The sequence below is a fragment of the Mycobacterium sp. OTB74 genome, from assembly GCF_029892685.1.
Classification (GTDB): Bacteria; Actinomycetota; Actinomycetes; order Mycobacteriales; family Mycobacteriaceae; genus Mycobacterium.
The window spans coordinates 1-25,010 of record NZ_JARXVD010000006.1 but is presented as its reverse complement, the minus strand read 5'-3'; the positions used below and the strand labels follow the sequence as shown (position 1 = coordinate 25,010).

Genomic DNA, 25,010 nt, shown 5'->3' with positions numbered 1-25,010 from the left:
GACAGCCATTTCGGCTTTCTCGATAGCTCAGTTGGCGGCCGCCACCGGTTGTGGCGCAGGAGTTTTGGCCGGTGCCGAGGTACGCACCGCGGCGATGCACGCACCGGCGATGACGAAGCAGACCAGCGCGTACCACAGGCTGCCGGTTGGGTCGCCGTGCGCGGTGACGCCGTTGACGGCCCCGAGGTATGCCGGCAGCGCAGTCACCCACAGCACCGCCATGACCGCCAAATAGGCTGCGCTGTAACCGATCAGCAGCGGTGCGGTGACGTATCGCGGCTCGGTCGGGCTGGGCGGAGTGGTGCGCAGGCGTCGCCATTGCTGGAAAAGTACCGGCGCGGCGACGGCGAAGATGATGATCAGCTCAAGCGCGTAGGCCACGCCGCCCGCGGTTGAACTGCCGGTCAGTCCACCGATCACCGTCGCCGGTAGCGGCAGGATCGCGGTGCCCAGCGATGCCAGTACGCCGGCGACCACGGTGCGCCAGACGATCTGGCCCGCGTTGAACCGTTGTCCGCGATCGGCGTGCCGACCGACGAAGAACTGCACGCACAATGCCAGCGACATCGGCCACAGCGCCGCGAAGACCACCACGCTGGGCAGTGGCACCGAGTCGAACATCGGTTGGTTCATCGGGTTGTGCACCGACCATTCCCACCACCGCAGCTGAGGCCCGAGGTGGTCGAAGATCTCGTAGAACGCGTGGTGTACGAATCCGACGCAGACCGCGCCGACCACGGTGCCGTAGCGTCGGAAAACCCCTAGGCTACGGACGATTTCAAAGGCGACGGTGGCCATCATCGGATAGATCGCGACGATGTACAGCGGCAGCCTGCCCCAGAGGAAATCGACGGTGAACACGTTGTGCGCGAACATGGTGTCGACGTGATCGGCAATGCCGAAGGCGCCGGGGAAGTACAGCGGCGGTTCGATGATCAACAGGTAGGCGACCGCACCGAACCACACGGCGATGTTGGTGGCGTCGCCGTGGCGGCGCAGTCGATTGATGGCGTACACCAAGGCCAGGATCGCTCCGATGACCACCGTCAGTTCCAGTACCGGCAGCGTCCAGTTCTCCAGCTGCAGCGGATTGCGCACCTTGATCAGGCCGCCCGCGGTGTCGCAGGAAAACCCAAGGCGCCCAGCAAGATCAGCGAACGTGGACGTACATAGGTCAGACATTGGTGCTCTGCTTTCCCGCGGTGTACCAGTGGGTGACGTCGTAACCGGCGTCGTAGCGATCAAACCATTCGGCGGCCAGCGCCGGCAGCTTTTCGTGGGCGGGATTGTGCCCGGGGATCTGGCTGCGCACGATGCCTGACAGGGCGGTCAGTGACTCGCCGACCGGCAGGCCGGTGAACGCGTTCTCGAACGGGCCGTAATCGGGAATCCGACCGAGGCGTTTCAGGATCTCGTTCTTCCGGCGTTCCAGCGCGAACGCCGACAGCGCGTCGACCTTGCGGACCTCCAGTGAGAGATGTTTGTTGAAGCCGTTACACGCCATTCGCACCGCCTTCAGCACGTGTCTGAAAATTGACGGCGCCACGCGCATTCGGTACCAGGGGTCGTTGACCAGCCCTTCGTAGATGATCAGGGCCGAACTGCGGTGCTCGACCTCTTCGACGAAGTGCCACAGGAACAGTGAGGCGACGCGGTCGTCGCCCGGGGCGAACAGCGTGTCGTCGTGGTCGAGCATCAGCTTGAACACCGGCGTGAAGGTCGCCTCAAGGTCGGCGGTGTAGGCCAGTCGGTATTTGAGTGGCTTGTTGACGACCAGGTCGTCGAACGAGGCGATCACCTCATCGAGCGTTTCCTTGAGTGCGGGGTAGGCCTTGATCAGCCCACGCGCATGCGCGCGGTGGGCCATCGAATGCTGACCCTCCTGCCGTACGAAAGCGTCGGCCTCCTCGGCGATCACCGGATCGGTCAGCAGGGGCTTGGCCTCTGCCATGGTGCTGACAATCATCTTCTCGAACGCAATTGCCAAGAAGGACACCGCATTTGCCATTGCGGAGAACGCCGCGTTGGTCTCGTTCCAGACGAACGGTACCGGGTAGTCGGCGAAGGCGAACCGCATCTTGCGGACCTGGAGATCGGTCACTGGGCACCTCGTTGGTAATCATACAAAAACTCGACGCAATGTATGATTACAGCGTAGGTGGAAATCCGTCAATGCCGCGACTTACGGGGGCATATTCGGATGGGCGTGTACCGTCCGGCGGATGGCACGTAAACGTCGCGGCTGGGGCGGTGAGCCGCCCGCATCCGACGCCGAGGCGGCTGAGCGCATCGTCGCGACTGCCGTGGAACTGTTGTCCAGCACCGGGAAGGCGATCAGCATCGCCGATGTCGCGGAATCGCTGGGCGTCATCCGGCAGACGGTCTACCGGTACTTCCCGACCGCCGACGAGTTGATGCGGGCCGCGGCCATTGCGTCGGTCGACGACTTCCTCGATCAGCTGACCGAAGCGGTGCGCGGTATCCACGATCCGGCTGATGCGATGACCGAAGGGATGCTGTACAGCTTGGATGCGGTGGCCAGAACCCCGCACCTGGGCATCTTGATCTCCTCCCCCTACTCCACCGAGCACTCCGGCGACATCGCTTCCGAGGCGGCCCAGGACATCGGCATGCGGATGATCACCCGGTTTGACGTGAACTGGGACAGCTACGGATACGACGAGGCCGCGCTACGCGACCTGGTCGAATTCACCCTGCGAGTCATGCTGTCCTACTTCGTGGCGCCCAATGCCGACCACCGCTCCGCCGACGAGTTGCGGGCATTCCTCACCCGCTGGTTGGGCGGCGCGATCTTGGCGCAGCGGGCCGCCGACCCGCGTCAAGCCAAGCAATAGCGAACCAACCTGGCACAATTCGCGCTATGCGGATGTCGGCCAAGGCGGAGTATGCCGTCCGGGCCATGGTCGAACTGGCCACAGTGGAGGCCGGTGAACTGGTGAAAACCGAGGACCTGGCCCACGCTCAGGGCATCCCCGCCCAGTTCCTGGTCGACATCCTGACCAATCTGCGGACCGACCGGCTGGTTCGTAGCCACCGCGGCCGCGATGGCGGATATGCGCTGGCCCGCCCGGCTGCGGACATCAGCATCGCCGACGTTCTGCGTTGCATCGATGGTCCGTTGGCCAGCGTGCGCGACATGGGTCTGGGCGATCTGCCGTACTCGGGCCCGACCGCGGCGCTGACCGACGTGTGGCGCGCGCTGCGCGCCAGCATGCGTTCAGTACTGGAGGAGACCAGCCTGGCCGACGTGGCGGCAGGAAAGCTGCCCAAGCACGTCGCGGCCCTGGCCGGTGACTACATGGCCCAGGAAGCTCGTCGCGGCCACGCCACCTGAGCTGCCTGCTCAACCGCCTGAGCCGTACGGCCGGGTGATGATCTCCAGGTAGTGCCCACTGGGGTCGGCGAAATAGACGCCGCGCCCGCCGTCGTGGTGGTTGATTTCGTCGGGGCGCTGGCGCTGCGGATCGGCCCAGTGCGGGAGTCCCCGTTCGCGGATTCGCCCGTAGATCGCAGTGAATTCGTCTTCGGACACCAGAAATGCATAGTGCTGCGGGGAGATCTGCTCGACGTCGGCCGCCTGGCCGAAGTCCAGGCTGACACCGTGGTTGAGTTCGACGGCCCGGAACCGTCCGAAATCCTTGGCAGGTGGCAGGCCGAACAACTCGGTGAAGAATGCGGCCGCAGCATCACGGTCGGCGGAATAGACGATGGTGTGGTTGAACGTGATCGCCATACCTTTTTTGTACCCGCCCGCGTCGCCACCTGCCAGGCGCGCCTGTGCCTGACATGATTGGGCACATGGCCGGATTTGATCTTCGTGAGCTGGCGATACCGGTGATCGTTGCTCCCATGGCCGGGGGCCCGACGACACCCGAGCTGGCGGCCGCCGGATCGAACGCCGGCGGTCTGGGATTCCTGGCCGCGGGCTATCTGACCGCTGAAGCGCTCGCCGACCGCATTTCCGCGGCACGTGCCTTGACCACGGGCCCGCTCGGGGTGAATCTCTTTGCGCCACAGCCGAGTACCGCGCTGACCGACGAGGTCGAACGCTATGCGCACGAGCTTGCCGAGGAGGCGACCCGGTATGGCGCGACGCTCGGCGAACCGCGCTTCAACGACGATCAGTGGGCCGCCAAACTCGACGTGGTGGCGGAACTGAAACCTGAGGTGGTGTCGTTCACCTTCGGTGCCCCACACGCCGATGAATGCGCGCGACTGCGCGAGGGCGGGATCACCACCATCGCGACGGTCACCACCCTCGCCGAGGCGAACCTGGCCGTTGCGGCAGGGGTCGACGGTCTGGCCGTACAGGGGCCCGAGGCCGGCGGGCACCGCGGCACCTACGATCCGACGGCAAACCCGGCCACCCAACCGTTGGCAGAACTGCTGGCTGATGTGCTTGCCGCAGTGCATGTTCCGGTGGCCGCCGCGGGCGGGCTGGTCACGGCCGACGACGTCGCGCAAATCCTCGACGCCGGCGCCGTTGCCGCGCAATTGGGCACCGCGTTCCTGCTTGCCGACGAAGCCGGCAGCAGTCCGGTTCACCGGGCCGCCCTGACCGATCCACGATTCACCGAAACCGTGGTCACCAAAGCCTTTTCCGGGCGCTACGCGCGCGGCCTGCGTAACCGGTTCGTCAACGAGCACGAATCGCAGGCGCCGCTGGGCTACCCGGAAGTGCACTACTTGACCGGTCCGGTGCGCGCCGCCGCAGTGCGGGCCGGCGATCCCGACGGTACAAATGTGTGGGCGGGCAAGGGTTTTCGAGAGATTCGATCCGGCTCGGCTGTCGACATCATCGCGGCGCTGGTGTGAGGCGACCAACTTCGAAGGAGGCGGTATGCGGCGATATGTTTGGGTAGCAACGGTTTTGGTTGCCAGCCCGGTGCCGATGGGTGTCGCCCACGCAGACCCGGTGCCAACATGCGCGGCAGCACAACTGACGCCCAGCCTGGGACCACCCGAAGGCGCCGCTGGGACCACCTTCTACCCGGTGATCATGCAGAATGCCGGTAGCGCCGCCTGTAGCATGGCGGGGTATCCGGCAGTGTCGTTCATCGCGGGGTCGGACAACCATCCGGTGGGTGTTGCCGCACGGCAGGATCCTGAGACGGTCGGTACCGTGGTGATCGACCCGGGTCAGGCCACGTCGGCGAACCTGGGCATCGTCAACGCAGGCAACTTCCCGGCCGACTGCGATGCCGTCCCGGTCAGCGGATTGCAGGTCAACCTGCCCAATCAGCCGGATTCGATGATCATCGGACATGCGGACACCGCGTGTGCCAGCGAGGCGTATTCCACCCTGCACGTCGGACCGTTCACCGGGGCTTAGCTCCGATGCGCGACGATGGCCGCTACTTCGTCGCCTTCCCGTACTGCGGATTTCGTTTGGTGCGCGTGCCAGAATCGCCCTTGTGCAGATTGGGATGACGATGCCGGTCATGGAATCCAACCTCGACCGGGCCACGCTCACCGCGTGGGCCCGGGTCATCGATGGCGGGCCGTTCTCGTCATTGTGCTGGGGTGAGCGCATCGCGTTCGACAACCCGGACTCGTTGACCCTGCTCGGTGCGTTGGCGGCCTGGACTGACCGGGTGCGTCTGGTCACCACGGTGATCGTGCCGCAACTTCACGATCCCGTCATGCTCGCCAAAGCTCTGGCCACTGGAGACGTGCTCAGCGGCGGACGGTTGACCGTCGGCATCGGGGTCGGCGGCCGTCACGAGGACTATCACGCGGTCGGTGTCGACTCCAAGACCCAGACCATGCGCGGCATGGCTGAGCGGGTGGCTTTGATGAAGCGGGTGTGGGCGGGGGAGAAGCTCACCGAGTCCGTGCTACCGGTTGGCCCCGAGCCCGTGCAGGCCGGTGGGCCGCAGCTACTGGTCGGCACGGTTGGCCCCAAAACCATTCGCAGCGCGGCGAATTGGGCGGACGGACTGGCCGGCATCACTCTAGATCTCAATGTCCAGCGGGAAAGTGAGCTGTTCGACGTGGCCCGCAAGGCATGGGCTGATGCCGGAAGGCCCAAGCCGCACTTGGCCACGTCGTTCTGGTTCGCACTCGGCGACGGCGACGAGCCTCGGGACCAGGTGCATCGGCACCTGCGTCGCTACATGAACTGGCTACCCGCCGAGTTGGTCGATGCCATGGCCCCGACTACCGGCTGGGCCGGCACCGAGGACGAATTGCTGGACGTACTACAGAAATTCGATGACATTGGGACCGACGAAGTGCACCTCATTCCGACCAGTTCCGATATCGATCAACTCAGAAGGGTGGCTGATGTGGTAAGGGATTTCACCGGGGAGTCCGCGTCATGAGTCGCGATACGGCGGTGCTGGCCGGATTGCCCGGCGTGCGGAATTGGCAGGAGGACCTCTACCGGGATCTGCATCGGCACCCGGAGTTGTCGTTTCAGGAGCACCGCACCGCAAAGCTGGTGGCCGACAAGCTGCAAGAACTCGGGTTTCAAGTGACCGAAGGCGTCGGCGGCACCGGTGTGGTGGGCATCCTGCGCAACGGTAATGGCGCGTCGGTGCTGATGCGCGCCGACATGGACGCACTGCCGGTGGCCGAGGCCACCGGGCTGCCCTACGCGAGCACTGTCCGTGGAGCCGATGCCGCAGGCAAGGATGTGCCTGTCATGCATGCCTGCGGACACGACACCCATGTGACCTGCCTGATGGGGGCGGCCGCGCTGCTGGCCGGCAGTACCGAGCACTGGAGTGGGACCGCCATTGCGCTGTTCCAGCCGGCCGAGGAATTCGGCAATGGTGCCGCCGCGATGGTCAAGGGCGGACTGGCAGACATCGTGGGCAAGGTCGACGTGGCATTGGCCCAGCATGTCGGGCCCGGTCCGGCCGGCTTCGTCGGCACCTGCAGTGGCCCCATTCTCGCCGCCGCCGACAGCATCCGCGTCACCGTGTATGGCCGCGGCGGTCACGGCTCGATGCCGAACGCGACCGTCGACCCGATCGTGCTGGCCGCGATGATCGTCATCCGCCTGCAGACCATCGTGTCGCGCGAGGTCGCGCCCAACGAGACCACCGTCGTGACCGTGGGCAGCATCAACTCGGGCACCAAGAGCAACGTGATCGGTGACCACGCGGTGCTGGAACTGAACATCCGCACTGACGACGACGCCGTGCGCACCGCGGTGATCGCCGCCATCAAGCGCATCGTGATCGCCGAATGCCAGGCCTCCGATTCGCCGAAGGAGCCGGAATTCGAGTTCTACGACCAGTTTCCGCTGACGGTCAACGATGAATCGGTCACCGATAAGGCGCACGCGGCGTTCGTCGAGCACTTCGGCGACCGGGTGCTGAGCATCCCGCCGGCGGCGGCCAGTGAGGACTTCGGTGACATCCCGAAGGCGCTCGGGGTGCCGTACACCTACTGGATGTTCGGCGGTATCGACCCCGACACCTTCACGCGGGCGGCTGAAGCCGGCCGGATCAGCCAGGACATCCCGGTGAATCACTCACCGACCTTTGCCCCGGTTATCCAGCCGACATTGGACACCGGTACCGAGGCGCTGGTGGTGGCTGCGCTGGCCTGGTTGTAGGGCGAACTGTGCTGGGCGAGAACCGGATTAGGTGAACGCGCTGTTCCCGGTGATCTCGCGCCCGACAATCAGGGACTGGATCTCGGCCGTTCCCTCGTAGGTGACCAGCGCCTCCATGTCGCACAGGTGCCGCATCACATGGAAGTCCAGCGTGATGCCGTTGCCGCCCAGCACATCTCGCGCGAGCCGACAGACGTGCCGGGCCTTGACGCTGCAGAAATATTTGGCCAGGGCCGCCATGGTGTCGGTGATCTCGCCGGCGTCCAGGAGCTGTGCCATCCGGACACAGTAGAGCTGCATGGCGGTCACCTCACCGAGCATCTCCACCAGCCGGGACTGGATTATCTGCGTGGCGGCGATCGGCATCTTGAACTGAATTCGCTTCTGGGCGTAAGTGAGTGCGATTTCGTAGGCCGCGACGGCATGTCCGGTCGAGGCCCAGGCGACCATGTTGCGGGTGCCCATCAGCACCTTGGACACGTCGGGGAACCCGTTGCAGTTGACCAGGCGGCGGTCGTCGGGAATGCGAACATTGTCCAGGACGATGTCGGCGTTCTGCACCATCCGCAGGGACACCTTGCCGGTGATCTTGGTGGCGCTGTAGCCGGGGTCGTCCTTCTCCACGACGAAGGCCTTGACCTTGCCGTCGGCGGTGTCGCGGGCGAAGACGACAATGATGTCGCACCAGACGGCGTTCCCGGGCCATCGCTTGGCGCCGTTGATGATCCAGTGGTCGCCATCGCGGGTGGCAGTGGATTCCAGTGCGACAGCATCAGATCCGTGGTCGGGCTCGGTGAGCGCGAATGCGCCGATCCGTTCGAGCTCGGCCATCGCAGGGAGCCAGCGCTGGCGCTGTTCCTCGGAGCCGAGGATATAGATGGACTGCATCGCAAGCCCTACGTGCACACCCATGAAGGTGCCGATACTGCCGTCGATCCGGCTGAGTTCGTAGGACACCAGGCCCTGGCCCATGGCGGTCATCGGGGTGATGCCATACCCCTCCATAGTGTCGCCGACGATTTTCAGGTCACGGAGCTTTGGCAGGACCTCGAAGGGGAATTCGGCCCGTTCCCAGTAGTCGTTGACGATCGGCAGCAGCTCGCTTTCGCCGAAGTCCCTGACCTTGTGGAGCAGCGCGGCCTCATCGGCCGTGAGAAGCGCTTCCATGTGCAGGTAGTCGGTCTCGCGCGAATGGGCGATGCCGTCGGACAGGGCGGCGGTCGTGCGGTCGGTCATCGGGAGGCCTTTCCGGGTTCCTGGACTACTTTCTTGACCGCCGCGGATGCCATTGCCTCACTGCGGCTTTCGTAGAGATGTGGGGCGAGCCCGCGGTCGGCGAGGTGGTCTGCCAACTTCAGCCGCAGGAAGGCCGACGTCGTGTATCTGGTCACCGATTCGTAGTGGCGGCTCAGGCTGCGTACCGCCGTCGCAAAGTAATCTGCGAGCTCGGGCGGCAGCACAAAATTGTCGTAGTTGATCACCATGTTCACCACACGCCCGATCGCAACCAGTCGCCGCTCGATTTCTGAGACAACCTGTCCGGCTTCGGCCTCGGTGCGCACCGCCACACCTTCGAGGTTGAGGAAGAACAGATTCCGGCCCTCGTCGTAGCTGAACCGGGCTTCGAGCGGCACCGCCAACAGGTCGTCGCGCAAACCCATCGGTTCATCCCGAAAGATCCGCGGATCCATCGTGGTCGGGGGTTGGTCCATGATCGGTTCGAAGCCGATGAAGTCCAGGATGTCGCGCTGCAGATTGACGCCGGGCGCGATCTCGGTCAGCTTCATCCCGCGCTCAGTCAGCACGAATACACAGCGTTCGGTGATGTACATGACGGGTTGGCCGGTCCGCAGCGCGTACTCGCCGGAGAAGGTGCGCTGGTCCACCTCGGCCAGGAACTTGGCGGCGGCGGGACCATCGGACGTGACGATTACGCCGTCAGTGACCTGGGTGCGAGCCGGCGCCAGGAACGTGCCGAGGAAATACACCGCCTTGGAGTTCTGGCTGATGTTGATGAAGCCACCCGCACCCGCGAGCCGCGGCCCGAACCGGCTGACGTTGACATTGCCGTTGCCGTCGGCCTGGGCCATGCCGAGGAAAGCGGCATCCAGGCCGCCCCCGTCGTAGAAGTCGAATTGCGACGGCTGCGCGAGGATCGCGTCGGGGTTGACCGCGGACCCGAAATCCAGTCCACCCGCAGGCATTCCGCCGATAACACCGGGCTCGGCGGTGAGCGTGAGGTACTCCAGGATGCTTTCCTCAGCGGCCACTGCCGCGACGCCCTCGGGTACGCCGATCCCGAGGTTGACCACTGCGTTGGGCCGCAGCTCCAGTGCGGCCCGACGCGCGATGACCTTGCGCGGGTCGAGCTTCATCGGGGCGATCCAGCTCATCGGCTGGCGCAACTCGCCGCTCATGGCCGGGTTGTACTGCGAACCCCACGACTGGGTGTGCCGCTCGGGCGAGGTCGCCACCACCACGCAGTCGACCAGAACGCCCGGGATCTTGACGTCCTTGGGGTGCAACGATCCACGTTCGGCAAGGCGTTCAACCTGCACGACCACCAGGCCGCCGGAGTTGTGTACGGCGATGGCCGTTTCGAGGGCTTCGAGCGTGAGCGCCTCCTTCTCCATGCTCACGTTGCCGCCGGGATCCGCGGTGGTGCCGCGCAGGAATGCCACGTCGAGACGCTCGAACGCCTTGTAGAACAGGTACTCGCGGCCTTCGATCTCCATGACCCGGACTCGATCGGCGGTGGTGTGGTCGTTGACCTTGCCGCCGCCTTGCCGAGGGTCGGCGAAGGTGCCGAGGCCGACGTGCGTGAGCAGTCCCGGCTTGCCGGCCCCGGTGTCGCGGAGCAGTTGCGCGATGACGCCCTGCGGGAGGTTGTACGCCTCGATCGCGCCTTCGACGGCAAGCTTCTGCAGTGCCGGGGCCATGCCGTAGTGGCCGCCCATCGACCGCTTGAGCAGGCCCTCGTGACACAGGTGCAGCAGACCTCGGTCACCCCGATTGCCTTGCGCCACAGTGAAAATGAGCGATAGGTCGTGCGGGGCGCCACTGGTCAGGAATCGTTCCTCTAGGGCCAGCACCAGGTCCTCTGCGTATCCCTGTCCGGCGAATCCCTCGACGACGAGGTAGTCCTCGTTGCGGATCAGCCGGACTGCTTCCTGCGCTGTCACCACTTTTTCCCGCAGTGGTGAGGCGGCCGTCGGCATCAGGATCGGATCAATGGACATTGCGCATTCCCGTCGTCTGCCACCTGCCGGTTATTGGTGCGTGGCAGCATCAGCGGGCATCATGCGGTCACCTGTGATGTGCATCACGTGGCGACAATTCTTCTCGGCGGCCCCGGCGCGGGGCAATGTGACGGGTGACAACGTTCCCGGCGGTGCCGTGTACACGGCGACAATGCATCGGACCCACCGGGCGACGGGTCAGGTGGCCTGACCGTCCTGCGATAGATGTTCGGCAAGCAGTGCGCCGGCATTGCGAATGTGCTGGGCCATCGCGGCGCGGGCCTGGTCCGGGTCGTTGGCGCGCAGGTGCTCGATGATGGCGTGGTGATCCTGTGCTGAAGCCTCCGGCCAGCCCTCCACCGCCGCGAAGAACTTGCGGGGCGCGTATGCCAGCGTCGTCTTGATCAGCCACCGAATCTTCCGTGACCCGCTGAGTCGGTAGATCAATGCGTGGAACTGATGGTTGAGGCGTTCCTCTTCATCGAAATCGTTTGCGGCAGCGGCCCGTTCGAGCGCCTCTTGGATCCGCTCGAGTTCGGCCACCGACGCGGGGGTGATCGACGCGGCGGTGCGGGCGGTCAACTCGCCACCCAACAGCGCCTGGGCATCGTAGATATCGCGGATGTCGTCGCTGGACAGGCCGGTCACCATGAAGCCACGCCGCGGTTCGACGGACAGAAAACCCTCGGTCTGCAGTTGCAGCAGGCCCTCGCGTGCCGGTGTGGCACTGATTCCGAGATCCTCGGCCACCGTCTCGGGTCGAATGAACTCGCCGGCATGCAGTTGCCCGGACACGATGAGCTCGCGGACGTGGGCCGAGGCGACGTCTGACAATCGCATCGGCGTACGTCGTTTCGAGGCCCCGGTCATATTGGGAACATATTCTATTTTGTATTGAGCTATCGGAGGTGCAGGCCTTCGCATGTCTTAGCGCTTTTCGTCGTAGAAGACCTGAATGTCCTTGCGGCGCGCAGCGTGTGGCGGGCGATCAGCGGAACACGCCGGTGGCTGTAGCGTGCGTAGTGTCGCGGCCGGAAATGACCCGCATGGTCACGGCATCTCCGTCGGCAGGATCGGCTTCAACACGGAACCGGTCACCGAGAAAGACTGGGCGCTGCAAGCGAAATTCAAAGTTGCACAGGGCCTTCTGCGTTGCATCCTCGGCCAGCGCGGCCATGTAGACCGCCAGCAACGGCCCGTGGACAACCAGGTCGGGATATCCCTCGATCTGCGCGGCATAAGGGCGGTCGTAGTGAATACGGTGTGCGTTCGAGGTCAGCGCGGAGAACCGGAACAGCGACATGGGATTTGGCGCGGGCTCCGATGACCACGTGGCATTGCTGGGCGCTAGTTCGGTGCCGGCACGGTCGAACGGGCGGGCAGTGCTCTGATCGCTGCGGTACACGAGCACTTGGTCCTCGACCAGTGCCGTCGCGTCGCGCTGGGTGTAAGTGCTGCGGACCGTGACGAACAGCATCTCGCCGGTACGGCCGTGTTTGATCTCCATGCCCGCCACCTCGGACCGCTTCTCGGTGGGAACACCGAGAAGCAGTGGGTTATGCACCCGCATCTTCGATCCGGCGAACATCCGCCTGCGGTGCGGTATCGGTGGCAGGAAGTGGCCGTGCTCGGGGTGGCCGTCGGGCCCTAGGTGGGAAGTGGCGGGCCACGCCGGGAAATAGACCCAGTGCCACGGCAGGGGCAGGACGGCACCGTCTGACCGGTCGTGGGCATCGAGGTCCAACGTTGCTGCCAGGCGGTTGGCCTGGGCCGGGTCAAGTGCATCGAATTCTGTTGTGGGCGAGGGTTCCCAGCCCGCAATGTGGTCGGTCAATTGGGTGTCGCTCATGCGGGTGTCCTGTCGATGGAGGCGGCGGTCAGGAATATCTGCAGGCGCCGGCCTGCAGCAGTTGTTCGATCGTGTCATGAACGGATCTGCAGTCGGCGGCCAGTGCTGTGCCTTGTGCTGCTGCCGATCTGGCAGTCATATGCCAGGCGGCGTCAGATATCGAGGCCGCCGCGCTTAACCAACTGCTTGGCGATCACGCCCCGCTGGATTTCGTTGGTGCCCTCACCGACGATCATCAGCGGAGCGTCCCGGAAGTAGCGCTCGACGTCGTACTCGGTGGAGTAGCCGTAGCCGCCGTGGATGCGCACCGCATTGAGGGCAATCTCCATCGCGGTCTCGGAGGCGAACAGCTTGGCCATGCCGGCCTCCATGTCGCAGCGGCCGCCGGCGTCGATCCGCTCCGCCGCATCGAGCAGCAGGCTGCGCGCCGCGTAGAGCTTGGTACCCATGTCGGCCAACATGTTTCCGACGGACTGGTGCTGCCAGATCGGCACCCCGAAGCTCTCGCGGTCCTGCGCGTACTGCAGCGCGTCATCGAAGGCGGCGCGGGCCACGCCGGTTGCCCTTGCGGCGACCTGGATTCGGCCGACCTCGAGCCCCTTCATCATCTGAGCGAATCCGCGTCCTTCGACGCCACCTAGTACCGCATCCGAATCCACCCGGCAGTCAACAAAATTGATCTCGCAGCTCTCGACGCCCTTGTAGCCGAGCTTCGGCAGGTCTTTGGACACCGTGAAGCCGGGAACCTTCTCCACCAACAGAATTGACACACCCTTGTGTGCGGGGGAGGCACTGGGGTCGGTCTTGCACAGCAGCGCAACGAGGCCGGCTTTGCGGGCGTTGCTGATCCAGGTCTTCGACCCGTTGATCACATAGCCGGATTCGTCTTTGCTCGCGACGGTGCGCATCGCCTGCAGGTCGGAGCCGCCGCCGGGTTCGGTGAGGGCCATGGTGGCGCGCAGCTCACCGGTGGCCATGCGGGGCAGGTACTTCTGCTTCTGTTCCTCGGTGCCGAACTGCAGCAGCAGTTTGGATACCACGGTGTGTCCGCCCATCGCGCCGGCCAGGCTCATCCAGCCGCGGGCGAGCTCCTCGGTGACCTGGGCATAGCACGGCATCGAAACTGCCGCGAAGCCATACGGTTCCGGGATCGCGAGGCCGAAGATGCCCATCTCCTTCATGGCCTCGATGAGATCTTCGGGGTAGGTGTTCGCGTGCTCGAGTTCGCGGACCACGGGTCGGACCTGCTTGTCGACGAAGTCGTGGACGGTTTTGACGATGGCCTGCTCTTCGGCGGACAAGGTGATCACTGCGGGTTCCTTCCTCAAACTCTATGGAAAATATTCTATAGAGTTGGAAGGCGGTTGTCACCCGGTGGATAAGGAAGGTCGGACTGGGTTCGGGGACCGGGGTCCACACGAAAATGCCGGCCGCCGCCGGGGCGACGGCCGGTTGGTCAGCGCAGATTCGACACCATGGCGGCACCGGCCGACATGACCGGCACCCGCTGTGGCCCGGTGCTCGCTGCGGTGACCCGGTGCAGCAGCCGGGCCAGTGGCACCGTCGCCGCCAGGGTGACCGCACCGAGCCCGATCAGCGAGCCGGTGAACAGCGGCCATCGCAGTACTACGTTCATTGAGACGGCCATGACGGCCACATGCACCAGGAAGATCTCAAAGGAGATGCCGCCGATCCACACCATCGGTCGGCTGCTCAACAGTTGCGACCACCATCCGCGGTCACCCAGCGTCAACGGTGCCAGCACCGACACGGCGATGACCGCGTACAACACCGTTCTGGTCGGCGCGTCATCGCCCACGGACGAAGCGGCCGCGAGATAGGCCACAACAGCCACCATCAGTGGTGCGGTCGGACGCAGCCGAAACCTGTTGCGTGCCAACACCGCAAGTGCCATGCCGCCGGCGAATGCGCCGATCTGCGCCGGCAACCACATACCGGCCGAATTCGGCAGCCAGTGGGTGTCGCGTACCACCATCACCCACAGTGGGCCGATGGCGGCCAGCGCAGCCAGGCCGAGCAACACCACGCCGGGCCGCCACCGGCGGCCGCCGATAACGGTCAGCAGGACATGGGCCAGTAGCGGTAGTACGGCGTAGAACGAGGCCTCCACGGCCAGGCTCCACATCTGTGACAAGCCCGGATGCAGATAGGTCAGCAGAAAGTTGTCGGTGTAGATCTGGGTCAAAGTGAGGTGACGGACCAGCCCGGCCCAGGTCTGGCCGGGATTGGGACCCGGCTGGAACACGGTGTACAGCGCGTAGACAAGCAGCACGGTGATCACGTAGGCCGGCATGATGCGCCGGACGCGCTGCCAGGTGTAGCGACGTACCGATGGCGGGGCCGAGTCGGTTGCGGCGGCTTTGACCCATGGTTCGAACAGGAGAAAGCCCGACAGGGCGAAGAAGATCGGAACGCCGATCTCAAGTCGCCCATACAGCGCCCCGAGGTAATCGGGCGTCAGCTTGCCGGTGGCGAACGCGGCATGGGTGCCGATCACCAATAGCGCGGCCAGGCCACGAAGGCCGGTCAGCGACGACTGTCGCGGGCGCGAGGAGGTGGGAGGGTTAGCGTGGACGAGCCGGGCGACCGGTTCGCGCACCTGCGTCAAAGGGCCGGTCAGCACTTCATCGAGATTAGCTAATCAATGTGAGAAACCACTGAGAGGAAATCCCGCACTCGTGTTGCGGCAAGTTGCATTTGAATAGTGGTGCGGCGAGGTAACCTCCGCGTTGTACACAGCCTGGCCATAGGAAGGGGAGTACCGGTGAAGATCAACAAGCTTGTGGCGCCCGTTGGCATCGCCGTGAGCGTGGTCGGCATCGCTGCCGCTACGGCGAGTCCCGCCTCGGCGGCCAACAACATCAAGCCGTTCGGTCAGCAGGAGGCGCTGAACGGCATCGGCTACACGGTCAAGGGCCTCGCTCCGAGTTCGGACCCTGTGCCCCACAACGGCCAGCTGTACGCAGCGAATGTGAAAGTTGAAGGGCTCGGAGGCTGGGCCAACCCATTCACCCCGTTCTTCAACGCCCGAGCTGAGAGCGGGGCGAACTACCGGATCATCGGCGGAGACGTGCCCCCAGCGCCGCCTGGTGGGACCACGACCGGCAGGATTTACTTCGACGTCGTCGGTGACCCGCCGAACAGCGTCGTCTACAGCGACGGTGTTCAGGACCTTCTGGTTTGGGTGCCCGGCGCCCCCGAAGGTGGCGTACCTGGTGGCCCCCCAGACACCGCAGACCAGTCCACCGGGAACACCTCAGGCGGGTCCACCCAGATCGTCAACGAACCATCTACCGAGGAAGCTCCACCAGCGGGCAACGAGCAATCTCCAACAGGGGGCAATAAGTACTCCCCTGAAGTCATCGCACCGCCTCCCTACCAGCTCACCCCAGGGGAGCTGGCCCAACCAGGGTTCAATAGCAGTGGACTCCCCGGCGGACATCATTGAGCGATTGCCCCATGGTCGTACGACGAGGGTGTAACGGTGTGAGTTTCTGTCGAGCGGGCGCGCCTGACGCCGCGGCGACCTGCATGAATCGTGCAAGGTGCCCCGGGCAGGATTCGAATTAGCCGCCCTCCTGGTTGTCTACATGGCTCTCACATGCGGAGAATCCTTCGCTACCTGCTGTGATGGTCGCTCCCGTGATTGACGGAAGCTGACACCAGACACCGTGATCTGTTAAGCGGATGGCACGAGTGTCTCATGTCGCTGCCGGCAGAGTCATCGTGAACGTTGCGCCCTTGCTCTGCACCGATTCTGCCGTGATGTCTCCGCCATGAGCTTGCGCGATCTCGCGCACCAGCGCCAGGCCAATGCCGTACGGCTTTTGACCCTGCCGCATTGTGTGCTCGCGGCCATGCGAGAACCGCGTGAACAACGTCGCCATCGTCTGCGGATCGATGCCTGTGCCGTCATCGGTGACCGCGACGATGACTTGCGACCCGTCGCGGCGCACACGCAATTCGATTGTCCCCCCTTGGTGTTCATGCCCAAGAGCGTTGTCGATTAGCGAGGTCAGCGCCCGGCGTAGCGCGGCCTCGGATCCGATGACCGCGAATCCCCCTGAACTATCGGTGTTTTCGTGATATCGCACCGTTACACCGAGCGAACTTGCGTAGGGCGTCATGCTGTCGCGCACTGCTTTGGCTACTGCAGACAGGTCGACCCGTTGTCCGGCAGGCTTGCCTCGTGTGATCGTCGCAGAGGCGAGCAAGTCGTCGACGATGTCGTTCAGCACTCGCGCATCGGCGACCAGTGCGTCGGCGTCATTTTGCACTTCCTCCCGATCAGCGATGCTGGCCTTGTGGGCCAACATCTGCGCTCGGGTATGTAACACCGTCAGTGGTGCCCGCAGCTCATGGGAGGCGTCGGCCACAAACCGGCGCTGCAGCGCGAGCGCCATAGCCAGCGGACCTACCGAGCGACGGGTGAACAGCACGACGACAGCGATCGACGCGGCGATTCCGGCCAGTTCCGCAACGCCAAGTGCTATCAGCAACCGATCGCGGCCGGCCTGGTGTGGGGCCATGTCTATCATCGCCGCCACTCTGGCGTCCGGACGGTTCACAACCAGTGCGCGGTACCGGCGCCCGTCGGCACGGATGTCGGTGTACCCCGCCGGACCGTTGAGGAGAGCCACACCCGGCTGACCGCCGTCGCTCGTAGTGGTCTGGCCGGCGTTGGTGCGCATCGCCAATTCCATATCCGGCGGCGGATCGTTCGCGTCATCGGCCGTCGTGGCCACCGTCCGAAGTTCAGCATCAATTTGGCGACTCTGTACGCGGGCGTACACGGCGAAGACCGCGCCGCCGACTATCAGCAAGACCACAGCGAGAGCGAGCGAGGCCTGCACCGCGGCGATCCGCCCAGCCCCCTTGATGACGCTCAGGTCGCTGTTCGTGGCTGACGAATTCGCACGCCCGTGACGAAAACGCATCACTCACTCCAATCCGAATTGATATCCGGTTCGGTGCGCGGTACGCACCGCCTGCTTGCCGAGCTTGCGACGCAGATAGTGCACGTAAAGATCGACCGCGCCGGTGGACTCGGCCCCGCCGAACACCGACTCGAGAAGCTGAGCTCTGGTGAACACCCGCTTGGGTGCTGCCATCAGGGTGCACAGCAGTGATGCCTCGCGCTCGGAGAGCTCGACGTCGACGCCGCTGTCGGTCATGCTCGTCACCCGGCGGGTGACCCGGTCGAGCCGCAGGCCACCGGCTTGCACAACGGCGGCCGCGGTGTCATTCCGGCGCAGCAGAGCTCGGATTCGAGCCAGCAGTTCGGGGATTTCGAACGGTTTGACCAGGTAATCCTGCGCGCCGGCATCAAGCCCGTCGACGCGATCCTCGACCGCGCCGCGGGCGGTGAGAATCAACGCCGGTGTCGTGACCCCGCGAGACCGCAAAATGGCCACCAGCTGCGCGCCGTCCATCACGGGTAACCCGCGGTCGACAATCAAAGCGTCGTAGGTGCCGAGTAGACCGCGGTGCATGCCCTGTTGGCCGTCATAGGCCACGTCCACCCGGTATCCCTGATTGGTGAACAGTTCGGTCAGCATCGCGCTCAGCGTGCGGTCGTCCTCCACCACCAGGAGTGTGGACGGGTTTGCGGACGTCACGTAGCGAGAGTGCCACGGCGATGCCACCCACCGCCGACAAAGCCGCAATGCGCCCCCACAGTGTGACTGCGGCATTTAAGGCGCGATCTCACCCGACGAGCTACCAGGGTCGCCAATATTTCTCAACGCGCATGGCGGCCGGTTGGTTTTACCTGCCGTTCAATGGTTTTCGGTGTGGACGTGACGACGGACAGCGCGAGTCGCGGGCATCGACCGACCGCAGCCCGGGCATCACGCAGTACTTCCGCGGGTATAGCAGGCTCGCGCTCCCCGTCGCGGGCAAGCGGGTAGCCCCAAGTGTCACGGCGGAGTATCCCAGGGAGAAGTTCAGTGCACAGGCCACGTCCGTCGCACCGCGTCCAGTCGATGTGCAATCGCGACTGCGACTCCCCGGCGGCGTTCACGTTGCCCCCGGTTGGGTGGCGAGGTGATCATTGTCAGCAGCGCAGCGTCGGTGCCGGTGGTGCTCGATGTCGTCGGCGAAAGTGTCGAGTGCACTGCGGACCATGCGCGCGGTTCCGTCGGGATGCCGGCAGGCTCCGCGGCCGTCGACGAGGCTGACCAACCGGCGGATCTCCCTGACGCAGGTGTTGTCCACCCGGTCATGGGCGAGTTCGTCGAGCAGATGTGCCAATTGGGGCAGTCCAGTGCGGCAAGGGCCACACTGGCGCGCGCTTTCGTTGGCCAGGAAGTCGGCAATCGCCGCAGTGCGAGCGAGTCCACACTCGTGCGTTCCCACCGCGTGGACGATGCCCACACCCGACAGCGGTGTGGAGTCGAACGCGCTGGCCTCTATCCACCGGCCGTGGTAGCCGCCGACGAGGACCGCGCGCACGGTCTTGAGATCGGTGGCGCCATCGCGTCCGATGAGGTCGGCCACCAGAACACCCGTCGGCACCTCGACGACACCGCGCTTCGTCACGGCGCCGGACAATGTCACGAGCATGCTGCCGGGGTTATCCCGGCTGCCCACGGAGCGAAACCACTGCGGTCCGAATCGCGCGATCAACGCGATATGGGCCAGTGTTTCAACGTTGTTGACCAACGTCGGCCGCCCTCGCACGCCGGATGTCGCTGTGACGACGGTACGGTCACGCGGCAGCGCCGGGCCGCCCTCGACACGCCTCACCAACGCAGATTCCTCGCCGGCGACGAACGTATCAGGCGCTTTGATAACCCTCGGCTTGTACCGGTCGATCCCGGCTGCGCGTCGCTCATCGAGCGCGTGAGTCACCGCGGCCGCGACATGCGTGGACAGATACAGGAAAACATCCTCGGCCCCAACCGCTTTGGCTGCTAGTTCGAGTCCGTCGAGAACCAGGTGCGGTGCTTCGGTGAGGAGGATGGCGTCCTTGCGGCTCAACGGTTCTCCTTCGGCGCCATTCGCGATCACCACGGGCTTGGAGCCTGTGACGGAGGCGATCTTGCGACCTGCCGGAAAGCCCGCGCCGCCGCGCCCCGAGAGTCCGGCGGCATCGAGTGACGAAATCAGCTCGGGGCCAGTGACTTCGGGCAATGCGCCGAACTGCTGATGGTGTGCGGTTAATGCCGCTCCGCCGGCGGCCAACAGACGTGGCACCTGCTTCGGCTGCGGGGGGAGCCGCTGGGTCGTCATCGTGTGCGTCCGGATGCTCGGGCGCCGGCGTATTCGGTGAAGTTGGCCTGAAACCGCCACACCACAGCGCTGTACACCGCCAGCGCACAGCACCCGGCGAACGCAAGAAACCACACGTGGTGGGCGTCGGTTCCATTGCCGACGGCGTGAGCCAGCGCGATCGGCCACAACACGTAGGTGATCCAGTGGATGACCCGAAATGCGCGCAACCCGAGGCGATGCCGCAACAGACTGGTGAGGACGATAACCACCAGCAGGTCAAACGTAAGTGTTCCCAAACCCTGCCACAGCGGCCGGTATGCACCGAGGAACGGCACAACGAAGTTGACCACTCGCAGTTGGGCGTACGGGTCCAAGAACAGCAGTGTCATGTGCAGCACGACAAGCAGTGATCCAGCCAGCGCGGCGAAACGGTGAATATCGGCAACGCCGAACCTCGGCAAGCCCAACAGGGAACGACCGGAACGCGAAACGACGCCCAACGACACCGAGATGGTGAGGAAAGCGAGCGCGGTGATTCCACAGCCGCGGCCAATGGCCCACAATGCCTCGTCGGTCATGGCCGGCCTGCCGGTTCTGAGGCAGGCCAGCCGCCGACCGAGTGCACCATCAAACCGCCGTCCACCAGTCGGGCGGGCATGCCCAGGGCCATAATCCATTCCAGCGCCGGCCACCCGCGGACGATCGCCGCGGTGCTGACCGTGTTGGCGGCAAAACACGTTTGCGCTGCGACGCTGACGGTTCGCCACACCGGATCCGCCGACCTGCCTGTCCGCGGGTTGAGAATGTGATGGAACACATCCGCACCGCGACGCCATCGCCGACGCACCGTGCTCGATGTGGCCAACGCGGCTCCGGCCGGCAGCCCAATCGACGATGCGGGGTCCCCGTCGTCGTCGTGGACCAGGATCTGCCAGCCACCCGCGGGTGCCGTTCCAGCCGTCGCGATGTCGCCCCCCAGATTGATCAGCACCCCACTGCCGCTGGCAATTTGAACGCGTTGAGCGCAACGGTCCGCGGCGACCGCCTTGGCTGTCGCTCCGAGGTCGAGCACAATCCCGTGCGGCACGGTGGCCACCCGGCCGTCCAACCTGACCATCGACCACACCGCCGGAATAGTCATCGACGCTGCCAGGGGGAGGGCCCGACGAACGCCGGCGTAGTCGCCGTCGTAGCCAAGCGCGATCGAGGCGGCGCCAACTGTGGGATCGACATCGCCATCGGTGAGGTATGCCGCTGTCAGCGCTGCGTCTAGCAGGTCGGCAAGCACAGCACTGACCTCGGTGGGCTCGCCGGCCGACATTGCCAGCGCATTGATTTCGGAATCCGAACGGAATCGCGATGCGGCGACGTCAATGGCGTCGAGTTCGGCATCGACTTCACTCCGGGCCAGACCAAGGCAATCAGGATCGGTGACGACGATCTGCATGCTCATGCTCCACCGCTGCCACTCCATGGCCGCGGTTTCGGTCGTCCCGATCTGCTCGGCGATGGTCATGACCCGCGCGACCGCGAGACGTGGGGGGAGAAGTTCGGAGAATTCACCGTCGTCGGGGTGAGTGCGCGTCGCTGAGTGGTCCGGGGGGCAGTTGCCGTCGGCGACGCGCTCGGATGCGTCACCGGCGCTTGCTGGACTGGTATATGGGGGGCGTAAGTCCGCTGGGGCGTATAAGTGCGCACGGGCGCCTGATCGACCGTTGTCTCCGGCGCAGGGGAAGGCGCAGCGGTCATCGGTGGTGGTGGCGGGGCGTTTGTTGTCGTGACGGCGGATGTCGCCGGAGCAGTTGGACTGGGTTCAGCGCCTGCCGGTGCCTGTTCGACTACGTCGGTAGGCGCCGCGCTGGGCGCCGGCTTGACCGTGTCGGCGTAGGCGAGCGCGGACGCGCCAGCGACCCCGACGATGCCAAGGCCCGCCAACGCCCACGACGTCGCGGCGGTCCGGCGGAATCCCGAACGCGGTGAGTCCATAGCCGCAGATGGTTGCAGCAACTTCTTAGAAGCTTCCAATAACTCGTATGGCACGGCTGAACGGCCTTGGCATTCCCTAGCCCGGATCGCTCCTAGTTGACGCGCAGTTTGACGGGCCGAGAATGCGGGAATGTCACGAGCGTCAGTAGAACGACGCCTCCGCCGGTGCGGGTATCCGTCCCGACCGGCGGAGGCGTCGTCGTAGGCTGCCGGGGAGTCGTTGACCGGGGTCACCGCGATCGACACGGTAGCGGTGTCGGTGTGCCCGAGATCCGCGCTAACGACACCTCTGAGCCCGCCGTTTCGGCAGCCACAGGGATTCCCAGCAGATCGTCTCAGGGCGTGATGCCGCGGTTGCCGAGGCGTTATCGCAGCTCGCTGAAGAAGCCCAGTGACTGAAGAGCCGAATCACCCCCAGAGTCGGGCTGACTGGATCGAGGTCCAATTCCTGTGCACGGACAGGGGAGCGCACCGCCCCTATCCGCTACATCAAGCGATGGTCGGACCGGGACCAGATGACTTCGATTCGCTGACTAACTACACGTCCTACCGCCCCGCTGACGCGGTATCGCTCTTGGGCGGGGGATCAGCCTACGACGAGTTCTATTGCGTCGGGTGTGGCAGGAACCCGCGGATAACGCATGAGGATTTCGTGGCACTTCGTCAGGGGCATGCCGCGCAAAGGTCAGGCGGGTTCGCGCCTGTTCATGGGTGAAGTTTCCGGACCACCCGGGCGGGGACTCCGGCGTAAAGGGTGTTGGGTTCGCAGTCGGCGCACACCACGGTGCCGGCACCGATCACCACACCATTTCCGACCGTCACACCGGGAAGGATGATCGCTCCGGTGCCGATCCAGACGTTGTCTCCGATGACGACGGGCAGATTAAGCTGCGTCGCCGGGGTGCGCTCTGTTCGTGTCGACTCAGTCTCGCCGATCAGGTGCGAGGCGGTGATTATCGACACACGGGGCCCCAGCCGTGTGTTCGTGGCGATGTGTATACCGGCTGTTGTATCGAGAAAGCACTGATAATTGATGTAGGACCCGTCTCCCAGCGCAAACGGTCCGCTCCCGATGAAGCACATCGGCGCGATGGTTGCCCGTCGTCCGATCTCCGCACCGGTGAGTCGAAGGATAATGACCCGAATCCGGCTCGGTATTAGACCGTTTGCCAGAAGGCCATTCTTGACGAAATCTCTTGCCAGGAGATGGATTCCCGGACGACTCAGCGTCACTGGCCGCCGCAGCGCTCGAGGGCGGGGAACCCGAAGTTCATAAAATCAGCAGGCACGGTGGTCGGGTCGTCGAGATTCGGGGCTATAACGTCGGTTTTCGTGCCGAAGAGAGTCATGGCGGGTGCCTTAAGGGCGCCTATGTCTTGCTGACGAGTATGGCTGTCACGGCGTGGCCTTTCTGGTGCCGGCAGTGGCTGCTGCTTTGACGATCGTGTTTACGCTGACCGCTGCGGGTGCGGTAGCCGCACCGCCGATCTTGAACATGTTGTTGATCCCCAGGACGGTTATTGTTGACCGAAACTTACCGGCCCACAATTTGAAGAGCCCGCCAGTTCCCGGGATTGGCAGCAACCACTCAGAAACCGTCTGTCGTGGCGCTGAGCGACACAGTGATCGGCCCGCCACCGGGAGTGCTGGTCACGGGCCGATCTGCGACCTTTGTGGCCTTTATGGAGGTCATTGCTGGCGCCCGGGGATTCTCCGCAGTGTTCGCTCAGCTGGCTGATGTACTGGACGAACTCGAAGGAACCGGGAGCGACTGACGCCCGTCTAACCAGCTGTACCTGAGAAGGGTATGACTCAGGGGCAATTCGGCGCCAGGCCATTACGCTCAACAGCACAGACCAGCTGCCGGCTGAGCCTGACAGAAGAAAGTCTTCGGACTCACCAGGTGCAAGGGAGTTGATCGACCCGAAATGACGACATCGATGGGCGTGCGCGCGGGCAGGGTGACCACAGAAGGCGACGACCTCTACTACGAAGTACGGGGCCAGGGCAGCCCACTGTTGATGATTCCGCCCGCCGGTGGAGACGGATGGTCCTACGCCCATGTCGCCGAGATTCTCGCCAACGAATACAAGGTCATCACCTTCGACCGGCGCGCCAATGCGCGCAGCACGATAAACGACCCTCAGAATTTCGAGATCAGTCAGCAAAGCCGTGACGCCGCGGCGGTGCTGCGCGCCGCTGGCGAGCAATCCGCGGTGGTATTTGGCAACAGCAGCGGCGCTGTGATCGCGCTTGACATGGCCAGGACCCAACGCCGAGCGGTGCAAGCGGTCGTGGCCCATGAAGCTCCACTGGCGCGGCTGCACCCGCAGGCCCGCAAGTGGCAGCGGTTCTTTGCCAACGTGTACGCGACGGGGTTTCGATTCGGGACTTCGCTGGCGGCACTTCGGTTCATGTTCGGTGTTGAGCTCCCCGTCCGGCAAATGATCAAAGCCACCAAAAACGTGAACCGACATCGCACGAAAAGCACAGAGCCCTATGTAAGTGAGAGGCAGGCCACCGACGTTCTGATCAAGCTCGAACTGCTGCCCGTCACTAACTACCTCCCGGACTTCGACGGTCTAAAGCGCGGCGACGCCACAGCATTTGTTGGCGTCAGCGAATATGGGCTAACCAGAAACGCCTGGTACGCCCAAGTCGCACAGATCCTGGCCAGGCGGCTGGACTGTGACCTCATAACATTTCCCGGGCATCACGTCTCCTTCATGGACACGCCCGACGAATTTGCCGCCGTCCTACGCGATGTCATGCATCGAGCAGCGAACACCGTCGCCTAGTACGCTCAACGCCGAGCCCAGCAGCCTAGGAAGCTCTCAGAACAGCAAGTCTTCGGACATGCCGGGGTGGCTCAGCGTGCCTGTCTGCCGGGGCGTGACAGGACCTCGTACTAGTTGACTTTCCAGTCGATCCGTACACCGTCAGCTGGGAAGACTTGCACCGTTTCTGCACGAATTCTGCACGCGGGCACTGGTTGCGTTAAAGCCGCTGTTCAGGTGGTGCCCCCGGCAGGATTCGAATCTGCCCAGTGCTATGATCGGGTTATGCCGCTGACCACGAAAGTTGTTTTATATCAGCACTTTTCGCCACAGTC

At 64.4% G+C, this 25,010-nt stretch carries 25 protein-coding genes; 9 read left to right on the top strand and 16 right to left on the bottom strand.

Annotation, left to right across the window (positions count from 1 at the left end):
* Positions 1-27: 27 nt before the first annotated feature.
* Together M2432_RS10500 and M2432_RS10495 are read right to left on the bottom strand one after the other, a co-directional pair.
* Entirely contained in the window at positions 28-1,182 is a 1,155-nt protein-coding gene (locus tag M2432_RS10500) for a hypothetical protein (RefSeq protein WP_280826754.1), read from the bottom strand.
* Positions 1,175-2,101 carry a metal-dependent hydrolase gene (locus tag M2432_RS10495; RefSeq protein WP_280826753.1) on the bottom strand — a complete coding sequence of 309 codons (927 nt, stop codon included), beginning with the start codon at positions 2,099-2,101 and terminating at the stop codon, positions 1,175-1,177. Before M2432_RS10495 ends, M2432_RS10500 begins: the two co-directional genes overlap by 8 nt.
* Positions 2,102-2,222: 121 nt before the next feature.
* Here M2432_RS10495 and M2432_RS10490 point away from each other — a divergent pair, with 121 nt between their 5' ends.
* Together M2432_RS10490 and M2432_RS10485 are read left to right on the top strand one after the other, a co-directional pair.
* Positions 2,223-2,855 carry a TetR/AcrR family transcriptional regulator gene (locus tag M2432_RS10490; protein WP_280826752.1) on the top strand — a complete coding sequence of 211 codons (633 nt, stop codon included), beginning with the start codon at positions 2,223-2,225 and terminating at the stop codon, positions 2,853-2,855.
* Between the two features lie 26 nt (positions 2,856-2,881).
* Positions 2,882-3,355, top strand: coding sequence for an RrF2 family transcriptional regulator (locus M2432_RS10485; protein ID WP_280826751.1), 474 nt, complete (start codon positions 2,882-2,884; stop codon positions 3,353-3,355).
* A gap of 9 nt (positions 3,356-3,364) precedes the next feature.
* On the opposite strand, the gene M2432_RS10480 is transcribed toward M2432_RS10485, so the two are convergent.
* Complete coding sequence (locus tag M2432_RS10480) at positions 3,365-3,754, bottom strand: VOC family protein (RefSeq protein ID WP_280826750.1); 390 nt, start codon at positions 3,752-3,754, stop codon at positions 3,365-3,367.
* A gap of 65 nt (positions 3,755-3,819) precedes the next feature.
* On the opposite strand from M2432_RS10480, the gene M2432_RS10475 reads away from it, so the two are divergent.
* The 4 genes from M2432_RS10475 (at position 3,820) to M2432_RS10460 (ending at position 7,588) form a co-directional block, all read left to right on the top strand.
* Positions 3,820-4,836 (top strand): nitronate monooxygenase, encoded by a 1,017-nt coding sequence (locus M2432_RS10475; protein WP_280826749.1) that lies wholly within the window; start codon positions 3,820-3,822, stop codon positions 4,834-4,836.
* 25 nt (positions 4,837-4,861) lie between these two features.
* On the top strand, positions 4,862-5,353 hold the full coding sequence (locus M2432_RS10470; protein ID WP_280826748.1) for a DUF4232 domain-containing protein: 492 nt from the start codon (positions 4,862-4,864) through the stop codon (positions 5,351-5,353).
* A 94-nt stretch (positions 5,354-5,447) separates the two neighbouring features.
* Positions 5,448-6,344 (top strand): LLM class flavin-dependent oxidoreductase, encoded by an 897-nt coding sequence (locus M2432_RS10465; protein WP_280826747.1) that lies wholly within the window; start codon positions 5,448-5,450, stop codon positions 6,342-6,344.
* Positions 6,341-7,588: an amidohydrolase gene (locus M2432_RS10460; protein ID WP_280826746.1), complete on the top strand. Its 1,248-nt coding sequence runs from the start codon at positions 6,341-6,343 to the stop codon at positions 7,586-7,588. Before M2432_RS10465 ends, M2432_RS10460 begins: the two co-directional genes overlap by 4 nt.
* A gap of 27 nt (positions 7,589-7,615) precedes the next feature.
* Here the strand turns inward: M2432_RS10460 and M2432_RS10455 are convergent, their stop codons facing one another.
* The 6 genes from M2432_RS10455 to M2432_RS10430 all read right to left on the bottom strand — a co-directional run bounded on the left by M2432_RS10455 (position 7,616) and on the right by M2432_RS10430 (position 15,320).
* Positions 7,616-8,824 carry an acyl-CoA dehydrogenase family protein gene (locus tag M2432_RS10455; protein ID WP_280826745.1) on the bottom strand — a complete coding sequence of 403 codons (1,209 nt, stop codon included), beginning with the start codon at positions 8,822-8,824 and terminating at the stop codon, positions 7,616-7,618.
* Entirely contained in the window at positions 8,821-10,827 is a 2,007-nt protein-coding gene (locus M2432_RS10450) for a CoA-transferase (RefSeq protein ID WP_280826744.1), read from the bottom strand. Before M2432_RS10450 ends, M2432_RS10455 begins: the two co-directional genes overlap by 4 nt.
* A gap of 198 nt (positions 10,828-11,025) precedes the next feature.
* On the bottom strand, positions 11,026-11,697 hold the full coding sequence (locus M2432_RS10445; protein WP_280826743.1) for a GntR family transcriptional regulator: 672 nt from the start codon (positions 11,695-11,697) through the stop codon (positions 11,026-11,028).
* Between the two features lie 118 nt (positions 11,698-11,815).
* Positions 11,816-12,676: a MaoC/PaaZ C-terminal domain-containing protein gene (locus M2432_RS10440; RefSeq protein WP_280826742.1), complete on the bottom strand. Its 861-nt coding sequence runs from the start codon at positions 12,674-12,676 to the stop codon at positions 11,816-11,818.
* 152 nt (positions 12,677-12,828) lie between these two features.
* The gene (locus M2432_RS10435) at positions 12,829-13,986 is read right to left on the bottom strand and encodes an acyl-CoA dehydrogenase family protein (RefSeq protein WP_280826741.1); all 1,158 of its coding nucleotides are present in this window, start codon (positions 13,984-13,986) and stop codon (positions 12,829-12,831) included.
* Positions 13,987-14,132: 146 nt separating this feature from the next.
* Positions 14,133-15,320 carry an acyltransferase gene (locus tag M2432_RS10430; RefSeq protein WP_280826740.1) on the bottom strand — a complete coding sequence of 396 codons (1,188 nt, stop codon included), beginning with the start codon at positions 15,318-15,320 and terminating at the stop codon, positions 14,133-14,135.
* A 141-nt stretch (positions 15,321-15,461) separates the two neighbouring features.
* Here M2432_RS10430 and M2432_RS10425 point away from each other — a divergent pair, with 141 nt between their 5' ends.
* Positions 15,462-16,145 carry a DUF1942 domain-containing protein gene (locus M2432_RS10425; RefSeq protein ID WP_280826739.1) on the top strand — a complete coding sequence of 228 codons (684 nt, stop codon included), beginning with the start codon at positions 15,462-15,464 and terminating at the stop codon, positions 16,143-16,145.
* Between the two features lie 253 nt (positions 16,146-16,398).
* Here M2432_RS10425 and M2432_RS10420 read toward each other — a convergent pair whose 3' ends face one another.
* The 7 genes from M2432_RS10420 to M2432_RS10390 form a co-directional block, all read right to left on the bottom strand.
* Entirely contained in the window at positions 16,399-17,634 is a 1,236-nt protein-coding gene (locus M2432_RS10420) for a HAMP domain-containing sensor histidine kinase (protein WP_280826738.1), read from the bottom strand.
* Between the two features lie 3 nt (positions 17,635-17,637).
* The gene (locus tag M2432_RS10415) at positions 17,638-18,315 is read right to left on the bottom strand and encodes a response regulator transcription factor (protein WP_280826737.1); all 678 of its coding nucleotides are present in this window, start codon (positions 18,313-18,315) and stop codon (positions 17,638-17,640) included.
* A 122-nt stretch (positions 18,316-18,437) separates the two neighbouring features.
* A complete protein-coding gene (locus M2432_RS10410) occupies positions 18,438-18,719 on the bottom strand; it encodes a ferredoxin (protein WP_280826736.1) in 282 nt (93 codons plus the stop codon).
* Complete coding sequence (locus M2432_RS10405; protein ID WP_280826735.1) at positions 18,716-19,930, bottom strand: NADH-ubiquinone oxidoreductase-F iron-sulfur binding region domain-containing protein; 1,215 nt, start codon at positions 19,928-19,930, stop codon at positions 18,716-18,718. The genes M2432_RS10410 and M2432_RS10405 overlap by 4 nt, the downstream gene beginning before the upstream one ends.
* Complete coding sequence (locus tag M2432_RS10400; protein WP_280826734.1) at positions 19,927-20,490, bottom strand: ferric reductase-like transmembrane domain-containing protein; 564 nt, start codon at positions 20,488-20,490, stop codon at positions 19,927-19,929. The genes M2432_RS10405 and M2432_RS10400 overlap by 4 nt, the downstream gene beginning before the upstream one ends.
* Positions 20,487-21,428, bottom strand: coding sequence for an FAD:protein FMN transferase (locus M2432_RS10395; RefSeq protein WP_280826733.1), 942 nt, complete (start codon positions 21,426-21,428; stop codon positions 20,487-20,489). Before M2432_RS10395 ends, M2432_RS10400 begins: the two co-directional genes overlap by 4 nt.
* Before the next feature lie 1,175 nt (positions 21,429-22,603).
* Positions 22,604-22,861, bottom strand: a complete 258-nt coding sequence (locus tag M2432_RS10390) for a DapH/DapD/GlmU-related protein (protein ID WP_280826732.1) — start codon at positions 22,859-22,861, stop codon at positions 22,604-22,606.
* Positions 22,862-23,502: 641 nt separating this feature from the next.
* Between M2432_RS10390 and M2432_RS10385 the strand changes: the two genes are divergently transcribed.
* The gene (locus M2432_RS10385; RefSeq protein ID WP_280826731.1) at positions 23,503-23,673 is read left to right on the top strand and encodes a hypothetical protein; all 171 of its coding nucleotides are present in this window, start codon (positions 23,503-23,505) and stop codon (positions 23,671-23,673) included.
* Positions 23,674-23,826: 153 nt separating this feature from the next.
* Positions 23,827-24,696 carry an alpha/beta hydrolase gene (locus M2432_RS10380; protein WP_280826730.1) on the top strand — a complete coding sequence of 290 codons (870 nt, stop codon included), beginning with the start codon at positions 23,827-23,829 and terminating at the stop codon, positions 24,694-24,696.
* Positions 24,697-25,010 lie beyond the last annotated feature (314 nt).